Origin of the sequence: Sphingomonas trueperi, assembly GCF_040545965.1 — a bacterium.
GTDB lineage: Bacteria > Pseudomonadota > Alphaproteobacteria > Sphingomonadales > Sphingomonadaceae > Sphingomonas > Sphingomonas trueperi_C.
Genome location: NZ_JBEPMV010000006.1, coordinates 208,710 through 227,935, shown reverse-complemented (window position 1 = coordinate 227,935; position 19,226 = coordinate 208,710). Strand labels below are relative to the sequence as shown.

The 19,226-nt window shown below is 69.0% G+C and carries 14 protein-coding genes; 8 read left to right on the top strand and 6 right to left on the bottom strand.

The features are described from left to right. Positions 1-39: 39 nt before the first annotated feature. Positions 40-906, bottom strand: coding sequence for an alpha/beta fold hydrolase (locus ABIC35_RS17660; protein ID WP_121076716.1), 867 nt, complete (start codon positions 904-906; stop codon positions 40-42). An 18-nt stretch (positions 907-924) separates the two neighbouring features. Here ABIC35_RS17660 and ABIC35_RS17655 point away from each other — a divergent pair, with 18 nt between their 5' ends. The 6 genes from ABIC35_RS17655 to ABIC35_RS17630 all read left to right on the top strand — a co-directional run bounded on the left by ABIC35_RS17655 (position 925) and on the right by ABIC35_RS17630 (position 7,869). Beyond that, positions 925-2,274, top strand: coding sequence for a protein adenylyltransferase SelO family protein (locus tag ABIC35_RS17655; RefSeq protein ID WP_121076714.1), 1,350 nt, complete (start codon positions 925-927; stop codon positions 2,272-2,274). Between the two features lie 61 nt (positions 2,275-2,335). Next, entirely contained in the window at positions 2,336-3,751 is a 1,416-nt protein-coding gene (astD, locus tag ABIC35_RS17650; RefSeq protein WP_121076712.1) for a succinylglutamate-semialdehyde dehydrogenase, read from the top strand. Between the two features lie 91 nt (positions 3,752-3,842). Then, complete coding sequence (locus ABIC35_RS17645) at positions 3,843-4,784, top strand: PilZ domain-containing protein (RefSeq protein ID WP_354278537.1); 942 nt, start codon at positions 3,843-3,845, stop codon at positions 4,782-4,784. Between the two features lie 41 nt (positions 4,785-4,825). Next, positions 4,826-6,007 (top strand): molybdopterin molybdotransferase MoeA, encoded by a 1,182-nt coding sequence (locus tag ABIC35_RS17640; RefSeq protein WP_121076708.1) that lies wholly within the window; start codon positions 4,826-4,828, stop codon positions 6,005-6,007. A 58-nt stretch (positions 6,008-6,065) separates the two neighbouring features. Next, complete coding sequence (lexA, locus tag ABIC35_RS17635; protein WP_093295572.1) at positions 6,066-6,743, top strand: transcriptional repressor LexA; 678 nt, start codon at positions 6,066-6,068, stop codon at positions 6,741-6,743. A 157-nt stretch (positions 6,744-6,900) separates the two neighbouring features. Beyond that, the gene (locus ABIC35_RS17630; RefSeq protein WP_147425870.1) at positions 6,901-7,869 is read left to right on the top strand and encodes a hypothetical protein; all 969 of its coding nucleotides are present in this window, start codon (positions 6,901-6,903) and stop codon (positions 7,867-7,869) included. Between the two features lie 488 nt (positions 7,870-8,357). Here the strand turns inward: ABIC35_RS17630 and bla are convergent, their stop codons facing one another. Continuing rightward, positions 8,358-9,218 (bottom strand): subclass B3 metallo-beta-lactamase, encoded by an 861-nt coding sequence (gene bla / locus ABIC35_RS17625; protein WP_121076704.1) that lies wholly within the window; start codon positions 9,216-9,218, stop codon positions 8,358-8,360. After that, positions 9,215-11,392: a ComEC/Rec2 family competence protein gene (locus ABIC35_RS17620; RefSeq protein WP_121076702.1), complete on the bottom strand. Its 2,178-nt coding sequence runs from the start codon at positions 11,390-11,392 to the stop codon at positions 9,215-9,217. Before ABIC35_RS17620 ends, bla begins: the two co-directional genes overlap by 4 nt. 633 nt (positions 11,393-12,025) lie before the next feature. Here ABIC35_RS17620 and ABIC35_RS17615 point away from each other — a divergent pair. Then, positions 12,026-13,309 carry a citrate synthase gene (locus tag ABIC35_RS17615; protein ID WP_093295578.1) on the top strand — a complete coding sequence of 428 codons (1,284 nt, stop codon included), beginning with the start codon at positions 12,026-12,028 and terminating at the stop codon, positions 13,307-13,309. A gap of 157 nt (positions 13,310-13,466) precedes the next feature. Beyond that, the gene (locus tag ABIC35_RS17610; protein WP_147425869.1) at positions 13,467-14,426 is read left to right on the top strand and encodes a hypothetical protein; all 960 of its coding nucleotides are present in this window, start codon (positions 13,467-13,469) and stop codon (positions 14,424-14,426) included. Between the two features lie 26 nt (positions 14,427-14,452). On the opposite strand, the gene ABIC35_RS17605 is transcribed toward ABIC35_RS17610, so the two are convergent. The 3 genes from ABIC35_RS17605 to ABIC35_RS17595 all read right to left on the bottom strand — a co-directional run bounded on the left by ABIC35_RS17605 (position 14,453) and on the right by ABIC35_RS17595 (position 19,141). Next, the gene (locus ABIC35_RS17605; protein ID WP_121079345.1) at positions 14,453-16,306 is read right to left on the bottom strand and encodes an ABC transporter ATP-binding protein; all 1,854 of its coding nucleotides are present in this window, start codon (positions 16,304-16,306) and stop codon (positions 14,453-14,455) included. Between the two features lie 160 nt (positions 16,307-16,466). Next, on the bottom strand, positions 16,467-18,419 hold the full coding sequence (locus ABIC35_RS17600) for a glycoside hydrolase family 97 protein (protein ID WP_121076698.1): 1,953 nt from the start codon (positions 18,417-18,419) through the stop codon (positions 16,467-16,469). After that, a complete protein-coding gene (locus tag ABIC35_RS17595) occupies positions 18,416-19,141 on the bottom strand; it encodes a GDSL-type esterase/lipase family protein (protein WP_121076695.1) in 726 nt (241 codons plus the stop codon). Before ABIC35_RS17595 ends, ABIC35_RS17600 begins: the two co-directional genes overlap by 4 nt. Positions 19,142-19,226: the final 85 nt, after the last annotated feature.

Below are 19,226 nucleotides of genomic sequence, written 5' to 3'. Positions count from 1 at the left end.
GGATGCGGGTTACAACTCCTCCCCGGCACGGGAAGGAACTTATTGTACCTTCGCCAGCAGCCGCTCGATCCCCGCCACCGCTTCCGGCTCGTCGAGGGTCGGCGCATGGCCCACCCGCGGTACCGTCACCAGCTCGGCACCGGGCACCCGCGCGACCATCTTCTCGGCCGTCTCGGCGCGGAGGATGTCCGAGCGCTCCCCGCGCACCACCAGCAGCGGGCGGCCGGCGAGCGCGTCGATCGTCGGCCACATGTCCGGGCCGGCCTCGTTGCCCGGCACGCGGAAGGGCTCGGCGATCTTCATGTCGTAGTCGAGCACGATGCGGCCCTGGCTGTTCACCCGATGGAGCCGCTTGGCCATCGCCAGCCAGTCCTCCATCCGGTAGTCCGGGTACACGTCCCCGTTCGCCTCGGCGACGCCCCGCGCCGCGTGCATCCAGGTCGGATACCAGACCTGCTTGCCGACATAGGTGCGGATCCGCGCCAGACCCGCCGGGTTCAGCTCGGGCCCGACATCGTTGAGCACCGCGCCGGCCAGCTTGCCGCCGTCGGTCGCCGCGAGCAGCATCGTCACGATGCCGCCGAGCGAGGTACCCACCGCGACGAACTTCTCGATCTTCAGCTCGGCGAGCAGCGCCTCGACATCCTGGAGATAGACGAGCGGCACATAGCTCATCGGATCCTTGGCATAGGCGCTTTCGCCCCGCCCGCGAAACTCGACGCAGAGCACCCGCCAGTCGCCAGAGAAACGCTCGCCGAGATTTTCGAAGTCGCGTGCGTTGCGTGTGAGGCCGGGAAAGCAGAGCAGCGGCGGACGGTCGTCGCGCCCCGGATAGTCGCGATAATGCAGCCGCAGGCCGTCTTTCGACCACCAAACGCCATCGGAGTAGTTGCGCCGATCACCCATCGCGCCCCATATCGCCGCATGGCCTTCGCTCCGCAACAGGCGATCCTCGAACTCGGGGATGGCTTCTACGATCCGGTGGCGCCCGCGCGCTTCCCCCAGACGATTCTCCGCTTCCGCAACGACCGTGCCGCCGCGACCGTGGGGCTGGAGGGGCTGAGCGATGCCGAATGGCTCGCCCATTTCGCCCGGTTCGAGCCGCTTGCGGGCAGCCTCCCCGAGCCGCTGGCGCTGCGCTATCACGGCCACCAATTCCGCGTGTACAATCCCGAGATCGGCGACGGCCGCGGCTTCCTGTTCGCGCAGATGACCGACGACGCCGGTCGGCTAATGGACCTCGGCACAAAGGGGTCGGGCCAGACCCCGTACAGCCGCTTCGGCGACGGGCGGCTGACGCTGAAGGGCGGCGTGCGCGAGATCCTCGCCACCGAGATGCTGGAGGCGCTGGGCGTCGAGACCAGCCGCACCTTCTCGCTGGTCGAGACCGGCGAATCGCTCCATCGCGGCGACGAGCCCTCCCCCACGCGTTCCGCGGTGCTGGTGCGGCTCAACCATGGCCATATCCGCATCGGCGTGTTCCAGCGCCTCGCCTATTTTCAGGACGTGGACGGGCTGCGGAAGCTCACCGCCTATGTGCTGCGCCACTATTTCGGAGAGCAGGACGGGCCGGACGCGCCCGAGCGCCTGCTCGCCTATGTCGTCGCCCGCACCGCGCGGATGGCGGGGCAGTTCATGGCCGCCGGGTTCGTTCACGGGGTGCTCAACAGCGACAATATCAACGTCACCGGCGAGAGCTTCGACTATGGTCCCTGGCGCTTCGCCCCCAGCTGGGCGGCGAACTTCACGGCGGCCTATTTCGACCAGAACGGCCTCTACGCCTTCGGTCGCCAGCCGGAGGCGATCTATTGGGACGTGATGCAGCTCGCCATCTCGCTGCGGCTGATCGCCGAGGAAGCGCCGCTGATCGCCGCACTGGAGGGTTTTGCCCCCGCCTATCACCGCGCGGAGGCCAACGCGGTACTCTGGCGCCTCGGCGTCCAGCCGCGTGATGAAGCCAGCGACCGGGCGCTGACCGAAGCGGTGGAGGTGGCGCTCAACCAGACCGGCACGCTGCTCCACCGTTTCTATTTCGACGCGTTCGGCGGCACCCTTCCCGCAAGCTACGGCGCCGACTTCACCGAGGTTCGCAGCCGCCTCGCCGACTATCGCCCGCGCAAGCCCCGCGACCATGGCTATTGGCGCGGCGAGCCCTGTTCGATGCTGATCGACGAGGTCGAATCACTCTGGTCCGCCATCGCCGAGCGCGACGACTGGGCGCCGCTCACTGCCAAGGTGGCGGCGATCCGGGTGATGGGCGAGGCTCTGGCCTAGCGCCGCGAAATCGGGCAAAGCGATCGTAACAGGGGCAACGAACCAGAAATACAGAAGGCCCATGCCGGACCAGGAACTCCTTTCGACCGAACCCGCCACCGGCGCCGTGCTCTGGCGCCACCCGATCGGGGACGCGGACACCGAAGTTGCCATCGCCCGCGCCAGCTGGGCCGCCTGGGCGGCGCGGCCGCTCGCCGTGCGGATCGAGGCGCTGCGCCGCTTCGCCAATGTCGTCCGCCAGCGCGCCGACGCCTTCACCGACCTGCTCGCCCGCGAGACCGGCAAGCCGCTGTGGGAAGCGCGCACCGAGGTCGAGACGGTGATCGCCAAGGTGGACATCTCGGTCACCAGTTATTCGGAGCGGACCGGCCAGCGCCGGATCGAAGCGCCGATGAACACCCGCCTCGCGCTGCGCCACAAGCCGCACGGCGTGCTCGCGGTGCTCGGCCCCTATAATTTCCCGGCGCATCTGCCGAACGGCCACATCGTCCCCGCCCTGCTCGCCGGCAATGCGGTGGTGTTCAAGCCCTCGGAAAAGACGCCCGCCAGCGGCGCCTTCTTGGTCGAGTGCTTCCATGCCGCGGGCATTCCCGAAGGCTGTATCCGCCTGCTGATCGGCGGGCCGGACCAGGGCAAGGCGCTGGCCAGCCACCCGGACATCGACGGGCTGCTGTTCACCGGCTCGGCCAACACGGGCATCGCGCTCAACCGCCAGTTCGCCGCGCGGCCGGAGAAGATCCTCGCGCTGGAGATGGGCGGCAACAACCCGATCCTCGTGTGGAATACGCCGGACCTCTATTCGGCGGCGGTGCTGGTGGTGCAGTCCGCCTTCACCACCGCCGGCCAGCGCTGCACCGCCGCGCGCCGGCTGATCGTCGACGAGAAATTGTTCGAGCCGCTGATGGCGGAGCTCAACAAGCTGATCGGCCGCCTGATCATCGGCGAGCCGCACGCCGATCCCCAGCCCTTCATGGGCCCGGTGATCGACAACAATACCGCCGACATGCTGACCGAGAGCTTTCTCACGCTCTCCACCATGGGCGGCCGCCCGCTGCGCCACATGGAGCGGCTGATCGAGAACCGCCCCTTCCTCACCCCCGGCGTGGTCGACATGACCGAGGCGCGGGAGAAGGTGGACGTCGAGCTGTTCGGCCCGATCCTCCAGGTGTTCCGCAAGACGAGCTTCGAGGACGCGATCGCCGAGGCGAACGACACGCGCTACGGCCTCTCCGCCAGCCTGGTGAGCCAGGATCCGCGGCTCTACGACCAGTTCTGGGCGAACATCCGCGCGGGCATCGTCAACTGGAACAAGCCAACCAACGGCGCCTCCTCGGCCGCGCCGTTCGGCGGCGTCGGCTGGTCGGGCAACCATCGGCCCAGCGCCTATTATGCGGCGGACTATTGCGCCTATCCGGTCGTCTCCTCGGAATCCGAGCAGGCGCGCGCGGCGATGGGCGTGGGTCTGCGCGACGCCTGAGCCCCTGCGTTAGGCTTTTCGCAACCCTGCCGCTTAACGGCGGTTTCAGGGCCCGACGTGCATGCTGTCCTCCTTGGGACGGAACGACAGCATGGATTCGGGGCGCACGTCCGCGACGATCTTCAGCCTGACGCACGACCTGCCCGCACCGCGCGCGCCCAGCGCCGCGGCGGCGGACGGGCTCGATGCAGGCCAACTCGCCTGGGGCGGCGAACTGATCGACTGCGGCATCCACTGGATCGGCCGGGCCGGCGCCCGGCTGCGGGTCGAGCGGGAGCTTGCCGAGGCAATGCCGATCCGGCTGCACCTCGGGTCCGCCGAGCCGCTGATCGGCCGCACGCTCTGGTCCGACGGTAACGAGGCGGGGCTCGCCTTCGACGCGCCGGTGGACGTGCTGGGCATGGTCGCGCGCAACCTCGCACGCGCCACAGCCGAGCGCCGCCGCTTGCCGCGCATCGAGCTTCGCCACACCGTCGGCATGCATCGCGGCGGTGAGGTCGAGCAGTTGCGCACCCGCGACATTTCGCAGGGCGGCGTCGGCGTCGAGGCGCGCGGGCTTGCCGTCGACGAGGCGGTGCAGCTGACCTTCGACGGGCTGCGTCCACTGGAGGGCATTGTCCGCTGGATCGCGGGCGAAACCGCCGGGATCGTCTTCACCGAGGAATTGGGCTGGCAGACGCTGTTCCCCTGGCTGCGCGGCATCCAGCAGGCGCCTGCGCCCCAGGCCGGCGGGAGCGATGCCGACGGGCTGCTGCAGGACAAGTTGGCGCTCCGCCTCGACCTGCCCGGGCGGGTACGCGAGGGCGTGGGGTGGTGGAATTGCCGGATCCACGCGCTCACCGCCCAGCAGGTCGAGTTCGAGGCGCGCCAGGCCTTTGCCCCGGGCAGTTCGCTCTGGGTAGCGCTGCCCGAGATCGGCGGCGGCCCGGCACGGGTGGTGCGAGCGCGCAATGGGAGGACGCTCGCCGAATTCCGCATGCCGCTGCGCGACAGCGACCTGCGCCTGCTCACCGCGAGCCGCCGCACCGGCTGAAGCCGCTTGCATCGCCGCGCGCCCGCGCCCAATCGAGCGGCATGGCACTTGTTCCCATCGCCGAGGCCCAGGCGCGGCTGCTCGCGCTTGCCGGCCCCACCCCCGTCGAGACGGTACCGCTCGCGGACGCCGTCGGCCGCTGGGCCGCCGAGCCGGTGGTCGCGCGCCGCACCCAGCCCGAAACCGACCTCTCCGCGATGGACGGCTATGCGATCCGCTTCGCCGACCTGCCCGGACCTTGGACCGTGATCGGCGAGAGCGCGGCCGGCTCAGGCTTCGCGGGCACGGTTGCGCCCGGAGAAGCGGTGCGGATCTTCACCGGCGCGCCGATGCCCGCGGGCGCGGACACCGTGCTCATCCAGGAAGAGGCCGCGCGCGACGGCGATCGGCTAAGTCTCGCTGGCGAAGGCCCGCCCACTCTCGGTCGCAACACCCGCCGCCGGGGGCTCGACTTCACGCAAGGCGACGCATTGATCGCGGCGGGCGAGCGGCTCACCCCCGCCCGCATCGCGCTGGCGGCGATCGGCGGCCATGCGGCGCTGCCCGTCCGCCGCACGGTCCGCGTCGCGATCGCCGCGACCGGCGACGAACTGGTGGCGCCGGGTACGCCGGTCGGCCCCGCCCAGTTGCCCGAATCGAACCGCACCATGCTCGCCGCCCAGCTCGCCGATCTGCCGGTCGAGATCGTCGATCTCGGCATCCTGCCCGATGATCTGGGGGCCCTCACCAATGCCTTCGCCACCGTCGAGGCCGATCTGCTGATCACCAGCGGCGGCGCATCGGTGGGCGATCACGACCTCGTCCGCCCCGCACTGGAAGCCGCCGGCGCGACGATCGACTTCTGGCGGATCGCGCTCCGCCCGGGCAAGCCGATGATGGCCGGCGCGCGCGGCGACATGGTCGTGCTGGGCTTGCCGGGCAATCCGGTGTCGGTGTTCGTCACCGCGCTGCTCTTCGCCAAGCCCTTGATTGCGCATCGTTCCGGCGCCGCCGACCCATTCCCGCAAGGGCGCACGGCGATCCTCGGCGAGCCGCTGCCGGCCAATGGCCCGCGCACCGATTACATGCGCGCCGCGCTGATCGACGGGCGCGTCCATGCCTCGGCGATCCAGGACAGCTCGATGCTCCGAACGCTGGCGCGCAGCACCTGTCTGATCGTGCGCGCACCGCATGCGCCAGCCGCAAATAGCTCCGACTCGGTGGAAATCCTCGACATCGCTTGACAGCGCCTCGGAACATTGCATAAACGTTCCCAGTCTGTTCTGGACCCCGGAGGATTGGATGCTCACGCGCAAGCAGCACGAGCTGATCTGCTTCATTTCCGACCGTCTTGCCGAGACGGGCGTATCGCCCTCGTTCGAGGAAATGAAGGAGGCGCTCGATCTCAAGTCGAAATCGGGCGTGCACCGCCTGATCAGCGCGCTGGAGGAACGCGAGTTCATCCGCCGCCTGCCCAACCGCGCCCGCGCGCTGGAAGTGCTGCGCATGCCCGAACGCGGCGAGCGCAAGCCGGCCGCCAAGGCGCCCAAGCCGGCGAGCACCACCGCTGCCCCGGCGTCGCTCCCCACCCCGGCAAACGACGTGGTGGAGATCCCGCTGCACGGCCGCATCGCCGCCGGCACCCCGATCGAGGCGCTCGAAGGCTCGACCATGCTGCCGGTGCCCGCCGCGCTGCTCGGCGCGGGCGAGCATTATGCGCTCGAAGTCGCCGGCGACTCGATGGTCGAGGCCGGCATCCTCGACGGCGACTATGCGCTGATCCGCCGCACCGAGACCGCACGCGACGGCGAAATCGTCGTTGCGCTGATCGACGATGCCGAGGCGACCTTGAAGTATTTCCGCAAGGAAGGCGCGATGGTCCGGCTCGATCCGGCCAATCGCGACTATACGCCGCAGCGCTACCGCCCCGATCAGGTGCGCGTGCAGGGCCGGTTGGCGGGGTTGTTGCGCCGCTACTGATCAGGGGAGCCTGCGGGAAGGGGCGGAGGCCGCATTGCCGTCCCCTTTCCTGGCCCGACTTCGGTCGAAGCTATCCGCATCTTGCCATCGACGCAAATTTGTTCAGAGTTGCTGCAACTGCTGGTATATTCTGCGAAATTGCTGGGGAGACGGTGCGGTGCATGCGGTTCGTTGGCTGATCATTGCAATGGCAGCGGAAACCCTTGTTGCCGGTACCGCTGCCGCACAACAGAGCGCCCCCGCGCAGCCGGCAGCCGCCGCCGGGCAGGTACTCGCCCCGCGACAGAGCGTTCCCGCCACCGGTACCGTTGCCGGGCAGGCTGCAGGGCCTTCCGCCGAACCGATCATCGTCACCGGCCGGCCGCTCCCTCCCACGCAGGCAATCAAGTCGCTGTCGCGCGCGATCACGCCGTATTTGGCGGACGGCCCGCTGCCACGCTTCAACGCTTCGGTCTGCTTCGGAACCGCCGGGCTTCCGAGGCAGACCCTTGAAGCTATTGGCTATCGGCTGGCGCTGGATGCAGAACTGGCCGGGCTCAGGCTTGCCGGTGATCGCTGCAAGCCAAATGTGTATGTGCTGTTCGTCGACGGTGTGGGCGATCAGGTGGCAGCGCTGGTCCGGCGCAAATGGTGGGTCTTCGGGGATCGCTCCCCCAGCGAGATCCGGGACATTGTTCGCGAGCGCGGGCCTGTACGGGCATGGAGCAACAACGAAATTCGCGGCGCCGACGGACAGCCGGTCGGAACCGACGGCATTGTGAACATACCGATCGCAACGCGAATAGCGCCGACTATTCGCCGCGACACGCTCGCCGCCATCGTGTTGATCGAGCGCGCAGCCCTTGTCGGCAAGGCGCCCAACCAGATCGGGGATTATGTCGCGATGCGGGCGCTCGGCGGGGTGCATCCGCCGCGCGCGGCCAGCCCGGAGACCATCCTGTCCCTGTTCGATGACGGCATCGCCGAGGCGCCCGCGGAAATGACGACATTCGACCGCGGGTACCTGCGCGGTCTCTATTACCAGCGCGACACCGAATTCGCAGGCGTCACGCAGGGGCGGATCACGCGGAGCATCGTCAGGGCCAAGGCGGCAGAAGTTGCGCAGACGTCCAAGCAGGCGCCCTAGGGCTGAACGCGCAGCTGGCGGCCTCGCATTTCCATCCCGTCGCCAGCCAGTGCCCTGGCGATGCGAAAGTGCGAGCATGGCAATGTCCTGCTCTGGCCGATCCGACGAGCGGCATCGAAGGCCGCAGGGTGCCCTGCGGCTGCACGCCCGTTCCCGCATGACGTCACGTCGCGCACGGTCGCAGTTGCGCGACGCGCCGCCAGCGTATCGGTGGGGGAAGCATGGGTGCATGCCGAACACCCTCTAAGGGCGCTGCGGCGTGAAGCTATGCCGCGCCCTGCCGCTACAAGCTTGCTGTCAACTTGCTCTCTCGGATCCGCCACACCGCCGGCGGCTAGCCTTCATCGGCCTGGAGCCGCCCAACGGCGCTGCGTGTCGACCGGCGCCGCGATCCGATTTGGTCCATCGGCGGGTGCGCAGGAGCGCTGCCGCCGTTCCAGACCTGGGACGCTGCCGACGAAAGCCTAGCGTCCTGCCTTCCCGCGCGCCTAGCCCGCCCGCTGATCCTTCACCGCCGCCTCGAATGCCTTCTGCGCCGCATCCACCCGGCGCGCTAGTTCGCCGGGATCGACGAACGCCTCGGCATCACCGGCCAGTTGCTTGGCGCGCTTGGCGGCGAGGTCGAACTGCTCGGCATGGAAGCTGAGGAACACGTCCGCCTGGGTCGCACGCAGCTTGGCGAAGGTGGCGCGGAAATCGGCGGGGGCGGCGTCATAGCCATGGCCCGGCGTCAGCGGCTGGTCGGCGACGCTGAGGCTACAGGCGAACAGTACCGTCAGGCTGTCGCCGCCCGAGGGAACCTGCATCGTGAAGCTGGTGCAGCCCTTGCTGTGCCCCGGCGTCAGATGCGCGACCAGCGTGTTGGTGCCGAGCCGGATCTCCTCGCCGTCTTTCAGCTGGCCGTCGACCTTCACCGGCGGCGCGGCGATGCTGATGTCCGGGCGATAGTCGGACTTGCCCGCTTCCAGCGCCGGGGTGTCGGCCGCGCTCGCCAGCAGCCGGGCGCCGGTGCGGCGCTTGAGCTCGGCCAGGCCGCCCTCATGGTCCCAATGCGCGTGGTTGATCAGCAGGATCTTCACGTCGCTGAGCTTGAAGCCCAGCTTCTCGATGTTCGCGGCGATCAGCGGCGCGCTTTCGGGCATGCCCCCGTCGATCAGGATGTGCCCCTGCGGGCTGGTGATCAGATAGGCCGAGATCCCCGCGGTGCCGACATAGTGGACGTTGCCGAGGATCCGGAACGGCGCCATGGGCTGGTTCCATTCGGCGCGGATCTTGGCCCAGTCGGTGCTCTGCGCCAGCGCGGGGGATGCGAGGCCAAGTGCCGAGGCCGCAAGCAGAATCCGGATCATCGTCGATCTCCCTTCGCGGCGCTGAATGGGGGCTGGACGGTGGGCGGGTCAACCCATGGCTGGTGCGTCGCCGTGTGCACGGTGCGGACCGTCCCGTGCGCGAACCCCAGCGCGACCCCGCCGGTGGCATCGAGCACACGCCGATCGAGCCGCAGCCAGCGGGGATGGCAGGCGCGCGGCAGCCGCCGTTCGCTCACCACGATGTCGCTCGACGCGCAGACCGCGACCAGCTCGCGCCATGCGACCGGGTAGACGCTGCGGGTCGCCGCCACCCGCCAGCGGCGCCCTCCCTGCACCACCTCCGCCACGCAGAGGTCGGGGCTGCACCGCGCATCGGGCCGCTCGGCGAGTGCAGCCAGCGCATCGGCCTCGACCCCGCCATTCTCGCCCAGCACCTGCCGGGTGAAGTCGCCCGCACGATCCCGCAGCAGCGCAAGACTGCCGTCCGCCATGCGCAGCGCGACGTGGCGCCCGTCGCCGGTGACCAGCAGGTCTGGCCCGGGTGTCGCCAGCGCCCACAGCGCCCCCACCATCAGCGGGATGAGCCCGGCGATCCGCACCCGCGTCCGCCACAGGCCGAGCCACAGTCCGCCGACGACCATGCACGCGAAGGCCCCCGCCGGCATCACCGGCAGCGCCGCGACCGATCCGGGCGCGCTCGCCACGCGGTGCGCGATCCACAGCAGCAGCGCCATTGCCTGGCCGGTAAGCCACCAGAAGGGCGCCCCCACCCCGATCAGGTCGCCCAGCAACGCCAGCGCCTCCAGCGGCATCACCACGAAGGTGGTGAGCGGGATCGCGGCGATGTTGGCGACCGCGCCGTAGATGCCACCTTTGTGGAAATGGAACAGCCCGATCGGCATCAGCGCCAGCTCAACCAGAATGCCGGTGAGCAGCAGGGATCCCGCCTCGCGCGCAATCCGCCGTGCCGGCCCCTCCTCGCGCGCCTCGAACCAGCGGCGCATGTGCGGGCTCTCGTGCAGCGCGACGATCGCGGCGACCGCGGTGAAGCTCAGCTGGAAGCTGGGGCCCGCGAGCGACTCGGGCCAGAGGAGGAGCACCACCATCGCGCCCGCTGCCACCAGCCGCAGCGTCAGTGCCTCGCGCCCCAGGCTGAGCGCCACCAGCACGAGCAGCGCGGCGACGCAGGAGCGGATCGTCGGCACCTGCCCGCCGGTGAGCCAGGTATAGCCGATCGCCGCCAGCGCCCCCGCCCCCGCCGCGACCAGCGGCAGCCGCACGCGCAGCGCCAGCCACGGGCTCAGCGCGAGCAGGCGCAGCACCACCAGCATCGCCGCACCGGTGACCGCGGTGACGTGGAGCCCGCTGACCGACAGCAGGTGCGCGAGGCCGGCACGGCGCATCGCCTCGCTGTCATCCTCGGAGATCGCGCCCTCGTCGCCGGTGGCGAGCGCGCTGGCGATGCCGCCGGCACTGCCCGGCAGCCGCGACTCGATATGCGCCGACAGGGCAGCGCGCAGGTCCTGCCCGGCCTGGGGCGGCGCGTGGCGGAGCGTCACCGGGTCGAGCGCCTTGCCGGTGGCGCCGATCCCGTCGAACCAGGCGACCCGCCGGAAATCATAGGCGCCGGGCACCGATGGCCCCGGTGGCGGGACCAGCCGCGCCCGCAATGCCACCAGCGCGCCCGCCGCTAGCCCGGGCGGCACCGCCGCCGCGTCGACATTCACCCGCAGCCGCGGCGGCAGGTCGGCACGCTGCACTGGCGCGAGCACCAGCCGCACCAGCCCCCGCGCCGGGCGCGACTCGATGCGCAGCACGGCGGCGTCGAACTGCGCGACCTGCGGCCGCGCCAGCACGGGCGCGGCCAGATGCTCCGCCCGCCACCAAATCGCGCCGCAGCCCGCAGCCATCAGCAATCCGCCCACCAGCAACGTCCGACCGCTTCGGCCCGGAAGCACGGCGCCGAGACCCGCCACCCCCAGTGCGGCGACGATGAGGCCGGTCCATTGTCGTGGCCCGGCAAGCAGGAACCAGCAGCTGATCCCGGCACCGAAGGCAATTGGCACCCACAGCGGCAACTGGCCCCGCTCGGCCTCCAGCCAGCGTTCGAGCCCCCCCCATACGCTGGAAGGTAGCTTGGGGAATCGCCACCAGCCTCCCGAGCGAAGGCTCGACACCCCCGGGATCGGGGCCGCAGCGGCGGGACTGGTCATGGCGCGGAAGACTGCGGGTATGTGCACAGGTGCGCAACAGAAGAAAGCAGCGCATCGCGCAGGCAAATTGCTGCGCCGCGCAGAGTAGCTTCAACAACGCACCGAATGGGCACAAATCTTCAGGACGAGAGAACCGCGGTGGTTTTCTCCCGCTAATCGCTGAACGTCTGGCACCGCGTCGCGTGCATGGTGCCGATATTGGACCGATCCAACGTCGACTCTCCGTCGGTAATTTGCACCGCAGCATAGCCCCAAATCGAGGTTCTGTTCGGATTTTCCAGTGTCGCGGGCGCCCTCCGGCCCTTCTTTTTCGCATGCGCCCACGTACATTGGACGAAGCGGCAAGCGCTCTGCTAAGGGCGAGCCGCGCCCCCGCGCTCCTCGGTTGCATCCCGCGCTTGACGGATTGGTAACGTGGGATACGGAGGCACTCGAAGCGGCGGTACGCACCGTCGCGGACGAAGCGGGCGGGAAGCCGGCAACCTGGGGAAGCCGCTGCGTGCGGTGTTAACCGGCCGCCGACCTTCTCCGGCTATCTAGGCGCCCAAGCGACGCCGGGAACCGAAGGCCTCCCGCTTCGCAGATCAGATGCGTACGCCCGCCTGAAAACGGGTCGAAGGAAAGGACGACTACATGAGCGATACCGCCAAACTGCAGATTGCGGGGAAAGACGTAGAATATCCCGTCCTCAAGGGCAGCACCGGCCCGGACGTCGTCGACATCCGCAAGCTCTACGCGCAGACCGGCGCCTTCACCTACGATCCGGGTTTCACCTCGACCGCGAGCTGCGAGTCGGGCCTGACCTTCATCGATGGCGACGAAGGCGTGCTGCTCCACCGCGGCTACCCGATCGGCCAGCTGGCCGAGAATTCGAGCTTCATGGAAGTCTCGTACCTGCTGCTCAACGGCGAGCTGCCGACGCAGGACGAGCTGACCAAGTTCGAGAGCACGATTACCCGCCACACCATGCTGCACGAGCAGCTGGCGACCTTCTATCGCGGCTTCCGTCGTGACGCGCACCCGATGGCGGTGATGTGCGGCGTCGTCGGCGCGCTCTCGGCCTTCTACCACGACTCGACCGACATCACCGATCCGACGCAGCGCATGATCGCGTCGCACCGCCTGATCGCCAAGATGCCGACGATCGCCGCGATGGCGTACAAGTACAGCGTCGGCCAGCCGTTCCTCTATCCGAAGAACGACCTGAGCTACACCGGCAACTTCCTGCGCATGACCTTCGGCGTTCCGGCCGAGGAATATGAAGTGAACCCCGTGGTGGAGAAGGCGCTCGACCGCATCTTCATCCTCCATGCCGATCACGAGCAGAACGCCTCGACCTCGACCGTGCGCCTCGCCGGTTCGTCGGGCGCCAACCCGTTCGCCTGCATTGCGGCCGGCATCGCCTGCCTGTGGGGCCCGGCGCATGGCGGCGCCAACGAAGCGGCGCTCAACATGCTGCACGAGATCGGCCGTCCGGAGCGTATCCCCGAGTTCATCGCCCGTGCGAAGGACAAGAACGATCCGTTCCGCCTGATGGGCTTCGGCCACCGCGTGTACAAGAACTACGATCCGCGCGCTACGGTCATGCAGAAGACTGTGCGCGAAGTGTTCGCGTCGCTCAACGTTTCGGACCCCGTGTTCGAAGTGGCGCTGCAGCTCGAGGAAATGGCGCTCAAGGACGACTATTTCGTCGAGAAGAAGCTGTTCCCGAACGTCGACTTCTATTCGGGCGTGATCCTGTCGGCGATCGGCTTCCCGACCACGATGTTCACCGCGCTGTTCGCCCTGGCCCGCACCGTCGGCTGGGTGGCGCAGTGGAACGAGATGATCTCGGATCCCGAGCAGAAGATCGGCCGTCCGCGCCAGCTCTACACCGGCCCGACGCAGCGCGACTACGTGCCCGTAAGCCAGCGCTGAGCGCCGCTTTCGGTGTTCGCCCCGGACATGGCTTGAAGAAAACGGCGTTCCGCACCCCGCGGGGCGCCGTTTTTCTTTGGTGCGCGCCCGGCTGGACAGTCGCACGTCCCGCGCGCATCGTGCCACGACCACGCCCGGGCGTGACGGAGGGCCACCGATGATCCGCTTGGCACTGCTGCTTGTCGTCCCCCTCCTTGGCGCATCCACGCTGCAACCACCGCAGACGCGCCAGACCATGACGCCGCCGGACATCGCCGAAGACGAAATCGTCGTCACCGGCGCGGTACCGCGCTGCTGGCCGCGCACCGACGATCCGCAGGACGCTGCCGACCTGACCGCGAATACGGGACTGCGCGGCCGACAGCTGGTCTGGCGCGATGCCGCCACGCAACGCTATACGCTGGTGCCGGACCATTTCCCGACCGCCCACCCAGCGCTCTGGCAACGGGCCGGCATGCGGCTGAAGGACTTCGTGTTTCGCGTGCCCGAGGATGGCGAGAAGGTCTGCATCGGCGCGCGGAACCGGTTCGGCGGCGGCGTCGCCCAGTTGCGGCGCGGCTTCGACGCCAGCCCCTATTGGGGCAGATATATGATCCTTACCGCCGATGTCGCCGCCCGGAAAGCAGGGCGAGTCGACATGTGGATCGCCGCGGGTGCCGAGGACCCGCGCCCGATCGACGACGCCAATCTCGGCCGGGACATCGTCGCGGGTGGCTTCAAGCAGGTCCCCATCTCCGGCGACTTTGCCTGGAAGCGAGTGCGGTTCCTGATCGGCCCCATCCCCTGCATGGCGGCGCAGATCAGCTATGGCATCCAGCTGCAGGACGGCGGCGATGCCTGGCTGGCGCGGCCCCGCTTCGTCGAGGTGCCCGAGGAGCGGCTCTCCCCGTCGATGCGCCGCGTGCTCCACGGTGAAGCAATGCTGCGGAGCGATCCGATCTGCCGCTACCGGCTCCAGAACGCCCCGCTCTACACCTTCAAGGGCAAGCGGGCGGTTCTGCTGGAACCCGGCTCGCCGGTATATCCCGGGATGCGCATTTCCGCACCGCAGTCCAACGGATGGCTTCGCGGCGTCGACTATCGTGCTCGCTTCGCTCCGGGCATCCTGGAGTTTTGACGCCTGGTGGGCGGAAGGGGCGGGCTTCAGCCCGCCGCCTGCCGCTCCACCACCCGCAGCGGCGGACGGGCGCCGAGGCCGAACATCCGCAGCGCGGTACCGGCGACGAAGCGCGGGAATTCGCGGCGCTCGACCGGGGCATCCAGCCCCTCGGCCTGCAGCGCCCAGAGCCGCTGGAATGCTCCGCCCGCACGCAGCAGCTTGAGCGGTGCGCCGTCCTCAACGATCTGGCCGTGTTCGACCACGATGACGCGATCGAAGCCAACCACGGTGGACAGGCGATGCGCCACCGCCAGCACGGTGCGATGCGCCATCAGCGCGTCGAGCGCCTGCTGCACCTCGATCTCCGAACCCGTGTCGAGCGCGGACGTCGCCTCGTCGAGCAGCACGATCGGCGCCTTGCTCAGGAACGCGCGGGCGATGCCGATCCGCTGGCGCTGACCGCCCGACAGGTTGGTGCCGCGTTCGCCGACGATCGTGTCATAGCCCTTGGGCAGCAGCGCGATGAAGCCCGCGCAATGCGCGGCCTCGGCCGCCGCGCGAACCTCCGCATCGGTGGCGTCGGGGCGGGCGAAGCGGATATTCTCGAGGATCGAGCGGTGGAACAGCAGCACTTCCTGCGGCACCACGGCGACCGCCTGGTGCAGGCTATCCTGCGTAACCTGGTCGATCGGCTGACCGTCGATCAGCACCCGGCCAGCCTGCGGATCGTGCAGGCGCTGGACGAGCTGGAGGATCGTCGACTTGCCGGCACCCGAGGGGCCGACGATGCCGATCTTCTGGCCGGGCGCGACCTCCAGCGAGAGATCGTGCAGCACCGGGCGGCCGGGGTGGTGGCCGAAGGTAAGGCCCTCGATCCGCACCTCGCCGTCGGTCGCCTGCAGCGGCACCGCGTCGGGCGCGTCTTCCAGCGCATGGGGGGCGCCGACGATCTCCAGCGTCTCGCGCAGATAGCTGAACTGCTGGCTGGTATCGATCAGCGCCATGGCGAGATCGCGCGAGCCGTTGAGCATGCGGAAGGTCATCGCGCTGACGACGACGACGTCGCCCGCGGTGATGCCGCCCGCGATCCAGCGCTCGACCGCCCAGACCAGCGCGCCGCCGACCAGGATGACCAGCGCGACGTCATGCAGCACGCGGATCCGCTCGACGAACATCCAGCCGCGCTTCTGCGCCGCCGCCTCGGTCTGGAAGAAGCCGGCGAGCCGCTCGGACTCGCGCCGGCGGGCGCCGAACGACTTGATCGCGGCGATGTTGCCGACCAGGTCGACCAGCTCGCCGCCGCTCTCGCTGGCCGCGCGGGCAAAGGCCTTGTGGTATTTGTCGCCGCGCATGCCGAGGAAGACCAGGCCGGTGCTCGCAGCGACGAAGATGCCGGTGATCGCCACTGCCATGCGCCAGTCGATCGCGAGGAAGATCAGCAGCGCGCCGCCGAACGCAATCAGCGGGGGCGTGATCTCCATCAGGATGCGGTGGGTCAGCGCCTGGAACGAGCCGGTCAGCGCGCCGACGCGGTGCCCCAGTGATCCGCCGCGCTGGTTCTGGAAGAAGCCGATATGGTGGCCGGTCAGATAGTGGAACATGTCGAGCCGGATGCGCACGCCGCTCGCCACGGTGATGTTGCACAACAACATCGCCGCGCCGCGAACCAGCCCGTTCTCGAGCGCCACCAGGCCGACAAATGCCGCGAGCGCGAAGTACACGGCCGTGTGTGACGGCGCCGCGACCGTCATCGAATCGATCAGCAGCTTCATCGCGTACTGCACACCCACCGCGCTGGAGGCGCCGCCCACCACGAGCAGCGCAAGCAGCGCGAAGGCCAGCGGCCGTCGCGTGACATAGTGGAGCAGGAACCTAGCCGGGCTCTTCAAAAACGGCATGTCGTTCCCCTTCGGGGTTTCCGGGCGCTGCATTGCAACAATCATGCGACCGAAAAGACCCATCGAGCCCTGAACCTTGGGTGAACTTTGCGACAACTGCGGGTGAGCGGTGAAATAGCGGCGACGAAATGCGGCAGAATCTGGGCAGACCTTGCCCGAATCAGCGCTCTTGAAGCACCGCCACTGCGCCGCCCGTGGCCGCGAGATTGAGCGTCAGCGGCGTTTCCCGCGACACGCGCCTCGTCTCCACCTGCACCGCGTCGGGCGCCGCTCCGTCGCTCCAGATCCGCGCCTCGGCACCGTGTCCGCCGAGGAAATCGAGCGGCACGGAGACCGTTCGCGGCTTCTCGTCATTCATCGCGCCGAGATACCAGGTCTTCCCCTTGCGGCGGGCGAGAACGATGTACGCGTCCGTCTCCCCGGCGAGGAACCGCGTCTCGTCCCAGCTCGTCGGCACCTGCCGGATAAAGTCGAACCCGGCGGGGCTGGCCGCATAGGTGTCCGGGCTGTCCGCCACCGCCTGCAACGGCGAGAGGAAGACGACATACATCGCCAGCCCGTGCGCCCGCGTCGACTGCACCATCGGCAGGTCGCCGCGCATGCGGAAATCGGCCGGCGCGACGTTGCGGAAGCCGCCGGGGGTATAGTCCATCGGCCCGAGCAGCCCGCGGGTATAGGCGAGCATCACGTCGTTGCCCGCGGTCGCCCGCGTGCTCCACTTGTTGTACTCGGCGCCCATCACGCCTTCCTGGGTGACGAAATTGGGCCAGGTGCGGATGAGGCCGCGCGGCGCGAAGGCGCCGTGCAGGTCGACCATCAGATGGTGCCGCGCCGCCGCGCCCAGCAGCTTCTGGTACCAGTTGACCATCCACTGGTCGTCGCGTTCCATGAAGTCGATCTTGATGCCGGCGACGCCGAGCTTCTCGTAGAGTGCGAGCGCATCCTCCATCTGCTCGTCGAGCGCCTGCCAGTGTGCCCAGAGCCACAGCCGCACCTTCTTCGCGCGGGCATAGTCGGCGACTTCCTGGAGGTTGATCGCGTCGGCCCATTTGGTGATGTCGACGCCCGGCCGCCGCACCCCGCCGCCGCCGGCGCCGGCATACCAGCCCTCGTCGATCATCGTATAGGGCATGCCGTTCGCCGCGGCGAAATCGATGAACGCCTTGGCCACCGCCGTCGTGGTGCGCTGGCCGGGGAGCTTGGCGATGGAGGGGCCGCTCCACCAGTCCCAGCTGGTCAGCCCCGGCTGGATCCAGCTGGGGTCCTCGATCCGGCTCGGGCTGGAGAGGTTGGTGAGCAGCGTCGATTCCTGCAGCGCGCCGAGCCGGTCGGCGAGCATCACCACCCGCCACGGCGTCACGATCGGGCTACCGATGCGGGTGTGTACCGCGATGCGCGGGTCGTCGAGCGAGGGGGAGAGCTTCACCTGCAGCCCCGGCCCGCCATCGCCGCGGCCGGTGAGGTACATGGCGGCGAAGTCGATCAGGTCGGCCTCGGCAATGGCGAAGGCGCCCTTCCCCGTCTCGCAGGCAAAGGGCACGTCGAACAGATTGTGGTCGCGGAGGCGCGTGGTGTCGACGGGATCGAACTCGCCCTCGTGGCTGGAACCGAAACGCCCGACATTGAAGCCCCAGCATTTCCAGGGCTGTGGGAAATAGAAGCCGGTGCGTTCGTAGCGCACCACCGCCGCCGCGGTCGCCGGCTGCACCGGCACCAGCATGCGGAAGGCGATGCCGTCGTCATAGGCGCGCAGGATTAGGTCCATCCGCCGCTTGGCGCCGCCGCGCTCCTGCAGGTGGATGATGCGCTGGTTGTAGCGATCGCGCCCCTCGGCCGCCTTGCCGAGGACGATCTTGTAGCGCGTATCGGCGCTGCTCGCCTCGCTGCCGGTGACGGCCATGCCCCAGCCGAGCATGTCGCGATCGAGGTCCAGCGCGATCGGCGCGGGTGCCAGCACCAACGCGCCGCGCCGCTGCACCGTGTAGTTGGGCACGCCCTGCCGATCGAGCGCCACCACCACGCGGTTGGCGCCGTCGGGGGAGACCAGCTCCAGCGTCTGCCCGGCGGCCGGAGCCGCGATCAGCAGCGCCGCCGAGCCGAGCAGGTGCTTCACGCGTGGCGGGCCTTCAGGATCGGCTCGATCACCGTCGCCATCGCGTCATAGCCCGCTTCGGTGGGGTGGACGCCGTCCGAGGCGAGGCCGGGCTTCATCGCGCCCTTCGCATCGGCCAGCACGGGGGTGTAATCCACCCAGGTCAGCCGCTCGGCCTTGGCATAGTCCCGCAGCCACGCGTTCATCTCGCGAATCGGGCCGAGCACCTCTAGCCCTGGACGCCAGGGGAAATGGTCCGACGGCGGCACCGAGGCGAGGATCACGCCGATGCCATTCGCCTTGGCGATCTGCGTCATCATGCGGAAATTGTCGTAGCTCTGTGCGCGCGTCATCTTGCCGGTATTGCCGGCGATGTCGTTGGTGCCCGCCATGATGTGGACGAAGCGCGGCTTGAGGTGGACGACGTCGGCCATCATCCGCAGCACCATTTGCGGCGTGGTCTGCCCGCTGATGCCCCGTCCCACGCGGCCGGGCGTAAAGAAGCCCGGCCGCTTGCTCTTCCAGCCCTCGGTGATCGAATCGCCCATGAAGACGATGCTGACCTTCTCGCCGCTCGCGAGGATGCGGGCATTGTCGGCGGCGTAGCGGCTGAGTTCGGGGAAGTCCTCGTGCAACAGGCGCTCCTTGCGCTGCTCGTAGCTTTCCTGCGTCTGCGCCTGGGCGCGGGCGACGAACGGCAGCGCGAGCGCGCCGGCGAGCAGCGAACGGCGGCGAACGGACATCTCGACTCTCCTGGGGAAGGCTTGGCGTGGTCGGCCGAGCGTGGCGCAACGCTCAAGGAGCGTCAAACCCCGCTCGGCCTTCAGA

Excerpts from the sequence above, each read along its gene's own strand:
- ABIC35_RS17660 (WP_121076716.1), bottom strand. The coding sequence starts at position 906 with ATGGGTGATCGGCGCAACTACTCCGATGGCGTTTGGTGGTCGAAAGAC.
- ABIC35_RS17655 (WP_121076714.1), top strand. The coding sequence starts at position 925 with ATGGCCTTCGCTCCGCAACAGGCGATCCTCGAACTCGGGGATGGCTTC.
- astD (WP_121076712.1), top strand. The coding sequence starts at position 2,336 with ATGCCGGACCAGGAACTCCTTTCGACCGAACCCGCCACCGGCGCCGTG.
- ABIC35_RS17645 (WP_354278537.1), top strand. The coding sequence starts at position 3,843 with ATGGATTCGGGGCGCACGTCCGCGACGATCTTCAGCCTGACGCACGAC.
- ABIC35_RS17640 (WP_121076708.1), top strand. The coding sequence starts at position 4,826 with ATGGCACTTGTTCCCATCGCCGAGGCCCAGGCGCGGCTGCTCGCGCTT.
- lexA (WP_093295572.1), top strand. The coding sequence starts at position 6,066 with ATGCTCACGCGCAAGCAGCACGAGCTGATCTGCTTCATTTCCGACCGT.
- bla (WP_121076704.1), bottom strand. The coding sequence starts at position 9,218 with ATGATCCGGATTCTGCTTGCGGCCTCGGCACTTGGCCTCGCATCCCCC.
- ABIC35_RS17620 (WP_121076702.1), bottom strand. The coding sequence starts at position 11,392 with ATGACCAGTCCCGCCGCTGCGGCCCCGATCCCGGGGGTGTCGAGCCTT.
- ABIC35_RS17615 (WP_093295578.1), top strand. The coding sequence starts at position 12,026 with ATGAGCGATACCGCCAAACTGCAGATTGCGGGGAAAGACGTAGAATAT.
- ABIC35_RS17610 (WP_147425869.1), top strand. The coding sequence starts at position 13,467 with ATGATCCGCTTGGCACTGCTGCTTGTCGTCCCCCTCCTTGGCGCATCC.
- ABIC35_RS17605 (WP_121079345.1), bottom strand. The coding sequence starts at position 16,306 with ATGCCGTTTTTGAAGAGCCCGGCTAGGTTCCTGCTCCACTATGTCACG.
- ABIC35_RS17595 (WP_121076695.1), bottom strand. The coding sequence starts at position 19,141 with ATGTCCGTTCGCCGCCGTTCGCTGCTCGCCGGCGCGCTCGCGCTGCCG.